Here is a 6,097-nt window from a genome sequence, read left to right as displayed (position 1 = left end):
CCGATGATAGTGTGGCAGCTGCCATGTGAAAGTAGGTCACTGCCAGGCACCCAATCAAAAAGCCCGATTCGAAAGAGTCGGGCTTTTTCCGTTGTTGGTCTATCATCTCCTCACTCCCTGACTACTTCCCCAATCACCGCTTTAGCTCGTTAATTGACCGCTTAGTGAGATGACACTCATTCATCGTTATCTATCAGACATAAATGCTTGCCGGAAAGCGTAAAAAGTCATAGCGTTAGGTTGTAATAAAGCTGTCATTGCACCGTGCTTTAACTGGGCAATGACCATGATATGGGCTAAGCCCGAGGGAGCATGTCTATGGACGACAATGACCGTAAACGCTTTATTCTTGATACCAACGTACTGCTGCACGAACCCCTCTCCATTTATTCTTTCAAGGAACATAACGTCGTCATTCCCATGACGGTGCTCGAAGAGCTGGATCGGATCAAAGATCGGCAAAAAGATGTCAGTCGCGATGCGCGGGTGGCCATTCGGACGCTGGAGGATATTTTTCATGATGCAACCCCGGAACAGATTGTGGCCGGGGTGCCGTTAGGGCTCAAGGACGATGAGCCTCTGGCTCCATTGCCATTATCACCGACAGACATCTGCCGGAAGGCTATGCGGTGTTTACCGATGACGAAGCCGATAATCGCATTATCAATACCGCGCTCTATCTGCAAAAACATACCACGGAAGGCATGGCGGTACTGGTCACCAAAGACATCAATATGCGGCTCAAGGCCAAGGGCGCCGGCCTGCAATATGTGGAGGACTACCGCTCTGATCAGCTGATCGATGATATCCGTTTGTTAGCGAAGGGGTTCTATCATCAGGAAAGCAGTTTCTGGGAAAAGGTGGGCGAGTGCGAAAGCGAAACCCACGGCCGAGAGGTCATCCATACGGTAGCCGAGGAGCTGTTGCCGGGAGCCCACATCAACCAGTATCTGATCGATGATACCAACGACTTTGCCGGCCGGGTACTGGATAAGGCCGCTGGCAAGGTTCGTTTCGTCGATCTGGGGTGGGAGCGGATGATGGGACGGAAGGCATGGGGCATTCATCCCAAGAATATTTACCAGCCATGGCACTGGATGCGTTGCTTGACCCCAATATCGAGCTGGTGATCCTGACGGGGCCTGCGGGCTGTGGCAAGACCCTGCTGGCGATGGCATCGGCACTGGAGATGACCATCGAGAAAGGCATCTATGATCGGGTGATTGTCACGCGTAACACCCCGGAGATTGCCGAGAGTATCGGCTTCCTGCCGGGCACGGAAGAAGAAAAAATGGCCCCCTGGCTGGCGGCCATCACCGACACTCTGGAAGTGCTGCACAAGCAGGATGAATGCATGGACGGCTCGCTCAGCTACATCATGGGTAAGGCCAATATCCAGTTCAAATCGGTCAATTTCATGCGTGGGCGCAGTATTCAGAACACCTTTGTGCTGCTGGATGAATGCCAGAATCTGACCGCCTCCCAGCTCAAGACCATCATCACCCGCTGCGGTGAAGGCACAAAGCTGGTGTGCTCGGGCAATCTGGCCCAGATTGACTCTAACTATCTGACCCCGGTGACCTCCGGGCTGACTTACATCGTCGAGCGCTTCAAGGACTTCGAAGGCAGCGCCAACATCTACCTCAATGGAGTGGTTCGCAGCCGCCTGGCTTCCTTCGCGGAAGAAAACCTCTAACGGCCGAGATAGGCCTTCAGTTCTTCGGTGCGGGGAGCGGACAGCAGCTCCCTTGCTCCCTGCTCCAGAATGTGCCCGTCATGCACGAAAGCGATGCTATCGGCTACTCTGGCGGCCTCGTCCGGATGATGGGTGACCAGCAGGACGGTGAGCTGCAGCTGATCGGTTTGCGAGCGTAGCAGCTCCAGCAGTTCGAAACGCAAAGCCGGATCCAGGGCGGAAAAGGGTTCATCCAGCAGCAGTACCGGCTGTCTGCGTGCCAGGCAGCGAGCCAGCCCCACCCTTTGTTGCTGCCCGCCGGAAAGGCTCGAAGGCTTACGATGCAACAGCATCTCGATACCTACCTGACCGGCGACCTGTTCAACGGTGGCCTTTTGTACCGGTGTCAGCCGCAAGGTAGGGGACAGGCCGATGGCGATATTCTGATATACCGTCATGTGCCAGAACAGGTTGTTGTCCTGGAATAGCGTGGTGATGGGTCTTTGTGCCGGGGTGAGTGACAATAATTCGCGGCCATCGTGCAGCAGTTGTCCCGAATCAATGGGGGTAAAGCCGCCGACCATGGCCAGCAGGGTGGACTTTCCGGCTCCGCTGGGGCCGATAAGGGCGGTGATTTCACCGGCGTCGGCGGTGAGAGAAAAGCACAGCTCCTGCTCCGGGTAACGGGAGCAGAGGTTATTCAGTTGCAGCATCTTTGCCTCCCAGCACGCCTTCTATCAAGCCAAATAATCCCAGACTCAGCAGCAACAGCACCAGGGCGGTGGCGGCGGCATCTATCATCTGATAGTTGCCCAGTTGTTGATACAACAGCCAGGGCAGGGTTTGCAGCGACTGGCTGCCGAAGAGGGCAATGGCGCTGAGATCGCCGAGCGACAACATCATCGCCAGCGCCAATGCCAGCGCCAGCGGTTTGCGCAACTGGGGCCACTCCACCAGCCTTAGCCGGGCCAGCCCCTGAATATCGAGGCTGGTGCAGAGCCGATCATACTGGCGGGCGACGTGGTCCATTGGCTGCTGCAAGGCGCGCAGTCCATAAGGCAGTGCCATCAACGCGTTGACCAGTAAGACCAGCACCGGGCCCAGAGTAAACACATCGGCAATATCGCGCAGCAGAATAAAGAGCCCGGTGGAGAGCACCACTGCCGGTAGCACCAGGATAACGGAGCCGGCGGCTTCCATCATGGCGGCGCTCCGCCTGCGCTGCAGCTGCAGCCGCAGATAGCGGCTGCTGCCGAGCAATCCCAGTGTCAGCAGCAGCGACAGCAGCGCCGCGCCACCGGCAATGATCACCGAGGTGAGGGTGGTCTGCCACAACAAAGATGAGCTCAGTGCCGCCCACAGTCGAGGATTGAGTCCGCTGCCGATAATGGCCAGCAAGGGAGGCAGGAACAGTCCCAGGCACAGGGTCAGTACCAGGGCATCCCACAGGCGTACCCCGATAACCCCCCGGTCCGGGCGAATCGCGACTTCCGCTCTGGCGTGCTGTTCCGGTGAGGCCCTGGTCAGCCCGTATTGCAACCACAGAAAGCCGCTGCAGAACAACAGTTGCAGCAAGGCGAGCATGCCGGCCAGCGGCAGATCGAAATCGAAACGCAGAGCCTGATAAATGGCCACTTCCAGAGTGGTGGATTTTGGGCCGCCGCCCAGGGCCATCACGGTGGCGAAACTGGTGAAACAGAGCATGAAAATCATGCTGGCCAGGGCCGGCAACGCGCCTCTGATCATCGGCCACTCCAGCCAGCGGAACAGCTGCCAGCCACTAAAGCCGAGCTGGCTGGCCATCCGCCAGTGACTGGCCGGTATGGCCTCGATGGCCTGCAACAGGATACGGGCCGCCAGCGGCATGTTGAAGAACACGTGGGCCAGCAGTATGCCGGAGAGGCCATAGAGGTAACCGACAGACTCGAACCCCAGAGACTGCAGCAGCTGGTTCACCCAACCCTGGCGGCCATGCACGGTGACGATGCCAAATACCACCAGGATCACCGGCAGCACCAATGACAGCCCGAACAGCCGCAATAACAGCCCCCGGCCCGGAAACTGACGCCGAGACATCGCCTGAGCCAGAGGAATGGCCAGCAGCAGACTCAGCAGAGTAGACAGCAGCGCCTGATAGAAGCTGAACCAGACGACATGATGCAGGTAGCTGTCATGGAACAACCGTGACAGGCTGCTCTGGCTGCTTTGCACCAACAGGGCGGTAATGGGCCCTGCCGTCAGCAGCAGGATACCAAGCAGGCTGAGGCCGCCTGGTACCCACCAGTATTTCCGGGACATCAGCGGGTGACGGCACCCAGCCACTGTCGGAGCCAGCCGCTGCGTTGCTCGGCCACTTCTTCGGCACTGAAGCTGAGGCTGTGTTCGGGGCTAACCAGGGCATCGAACCCGGCGGGCAAGGGAGTTTCGATCACCGGGTACATCCAGTTGCCGGCAGGAATGTGCTGCTGAAAGGCGGGGCTGATCATAAACTGCATAAATTGTGCGGCCAGTTCTGGCTCTTTGCTGCTATTGACCCGGGCGGCGACTTCCACCTGCAGGTAGTGACCCTCCTCGAAGCCGGCGGCCCGATACTGGGTGCTTTGCTCGGCCTCGATGTGATAGGCCGGAGAGGTGGTGTATGACAGCACCAGATCCGCTTCGCCCTTGAGGAACATGCCGTAGGATTCGCTCCAGCCTTTGGTGACCGATACGGTCCGCTTGGCCAGGTTCTGCCACACCGCCGGTGCCTCATCGCCATACAGCTTCTGTACCCACAGCATCAGTCCCTGGCCTGGTGTGCTGGTACGCGGATCCTGATACAGCAGAGTCAGTTCGGGCCGTTCGAGCAGCTCGGCGAAGCTCTGCGGAGGTTGCTCGAGCTTGTCGGCGTTGTAGATAAAGGCGAAATAACCATAGTCGTAGGGCACAAAAGTGGTGTCGGTCCAGCCGCCGGGTACGGTGATGCCGTCCAGCGACTGGCCATGTTCTGCCAGCAAGCCGGTGCTTTTGGCGGACTGCAGCAGGTTGTTGTCGAGCCCCAGCACGATATCGGCCCTGGTATTGCGGCCTTCCAGCCGCAACCGGTTGAGGATGGAGACACCGTCATCCAGTGCCACCCACTCAAGCTGGCAGTCGCATTCGGCTTCAAAGGCCTGCTTGATGGCCGGCCCCGGCCCCCAATCGGACGCAAATGAGCTATAGGTATAGATGGTCAGGGTCGGTGTTTGCGCTGCGGCCTGACCGGCAGCAAGCAAAGACAGGGCAATCAGGAACTTGTTCACGGGCCACTCCTTGTAGATGGGGGGAAGGCCGAGAGCTTGGATTCCTGCGCCGGCACGATCCGGGGGAGGATGCACGAGTATGATCTCAGCGGCTGGCCGCACCCCGTTTAGAATGGACGCTATTGTAGGGCGATTCGTTTTGCTAAACCAGTTTCTTGTCAATCACAGTCTCGTAAGGAAGGTGAAGGATGATACCCGCTCATGAGGAACAACGACTATTCAGCCGAATGCAGCTCAACGCCAGGATTATTCTGGCCACGACCAGCGCCAGAGTAGAAGGGATTTGCCGTAATCTCAGTGCCGAAGGGGTCTTGATGGAGGTCGCCGCTGGTCAATGTCAGCTGGGACAGGAATGGCGGCTGGTGCTGCCATCGGTGGATGCCGGTGTAGAACCGTTGATGGCGGTGGCGACCGTGATACGGGTGGATACGGGAGACAGGACGGATATGGTGGCGCTGGCATTAAGCGAAGTGTGCTGAGCTTTCCGCTTAAACAGCAACGCCGCTTGCGCCGGCGTTGAAATATTTTTTGCGAGGGGATTACAGCCAGCTGGGCTGCTTGGCCTCATAGGCGTCGATCTGATCCTGATGCTGCAGGGTCAGGCCGATGTTGTCCAGACCGTTGAGCAGGCAGTAGCGGCGGAACTCGTCGATTTCGAACGAGAACACGTGCTCGCCGGCGCGCACCTGCTGGGCTTCCAGATCCACGGTGATCTCTGCGCCCCGGTTGGCGTTGAGGTACTGGAACAGGGCCTCTACCTGCTGCTCGGTCAGCCGTACCGGCACCATGCCGTTGTTGATGGCGTTGCCGTAGAAGATGTCGGCAAAGCTCGGGGCGATGACCGCCTGCAGGCCGAAGTCGGCCAGTGCCCAGGGCGCGTGCTCGCGGCTGGAGCCACAACCGAAGTTTTCCCGGGCCAGCAGGATCACCGCCTGATCATAGGGCGCCTGGTTCAGTACAAACTCCGGGTTGGGCTGCTCGCCGGCATCGTCGAGAAAGCGCGAGTCGTGAAACAGGTGCTTGCCGAAGCCGGACCGGGTCACCTTCTGCAGAAACTGCTTGGGAATGATCTGATCGGTATCCACGTTGGCCGCATCCAGAGGGGCGGCAATACCGGTTAATTGCTTGAATCCGCTCATGT

Annotated in this window: 5 protein-coding genes and 1 pseudogene; 2 read left to right on the top strand and 4 right to left on the bottom strand. The window is 58.5% G+C overall.

Features of this window, described 5'->3' with window-relative positions:
• Nucleotides 1-318: 318 nt before the first annotated feature.
• Nucleotides 319-1,696 (top strand): annotated as a pseudogene (locus tag BFR47_RS17350) (PhoH family protein).
• Here BFR47_RS17350 and thiQ read toward each other — a convergent pair.
• The 3 genes from thiQ to thiB are packed head-to-tail and all read right to left on the bottom strand — an operon-like array spanning nt 1,693 to nt 4,956.
• A complete protein-coding gene (gene thiQ / locus BFR47_RS17345) occupies nt 1,693-2,388 on the bottom strand; it encodes a thiamine ABC transporter ATP-binding protein (RefSeq protein ID WP_071474230.1) in 696 nt (231 codons plus the stop codon). The pseudogene BFR47_RS17350 and the gene thiQ sit on opposite strands and share 4 nt — an antisense overlap.
• Nucleotides 2,372-3,973: a thiamine/thiamine pyrophosphate ABC transporter permease gene (thiP, locus tag BFR47_RS17340; protein ID WP_071474222.1), complete on the bottom strand. Its 1,602-nt coding sequence runs from the start codon at nt 3,971-3,973 to the stop codon at nt 2,372-2,374. Before thiP ends, thiQ begins: the two co-directional genes overlap by 17 nt.
• Complete coding sequence (gene thiB, locus BFR47_RS17335) at nt 3,973-4,956, bottom strand: thiamine ABC transporter substrate binding subunit (RefSeq protein WP_071474221.1); 984 nt, start codon at nt 4,954-4,956, stop codon at nt 3,973-3,975. Before thiB ends, thiP begins: the two co-directional genes overlap by 1 nt.
• 188 nt (nt 4,957-5,144) lie before the next feature.
• Between thiB and BFR47_RS17330 the strand changes: the two genes are divergently transcribed.
• A complete protein-coding gene (locus BFR47_RS17330) occupies nt 5,145-5,435 on the top strand; it encodes a PilZ domain-containing protein (RefSeq protein WP_071474220.1) in 291 nt (96 codons plus the stop codon).
• Between the two features lie 60 nt (nt 5,436-5,495).
• Here BFR47_RS17330 and leuD read toward each other — a convergent pair whose 3' ends face one another.
• The gene (leuD, locus tag BFR47_RS17325; protein WP_071474219.1) at nt 5,496-6,095 is read right to left on the bottom strand and encodes a 3-isopropylmalate dehydratase small subunit; all 600 of its coding nucleotides are present in this window, start codon (nt 6,093-6,095) and stop codon (nt 5,496-5,498) included.
• Nucleotides 6,096-6,097 lie beyond the last annotated feature (2 nt).

The organism is Oceanisphaera psychrotolerans, from assembly GCF_001870485.1.
Taxonomy (GTDB): Bacteria; Pseudomonadota; Gammaproteobacteria; order Enterobacterales; family Aeromonadaceae; genus Oceanimonas; species Oceanimonas psychrotolerans.
The sequence above is the reverse complement of the archived record's forward strand: the minus strand, read 5'-3'. Positions and strand labels throughout refer to the sequence as shown.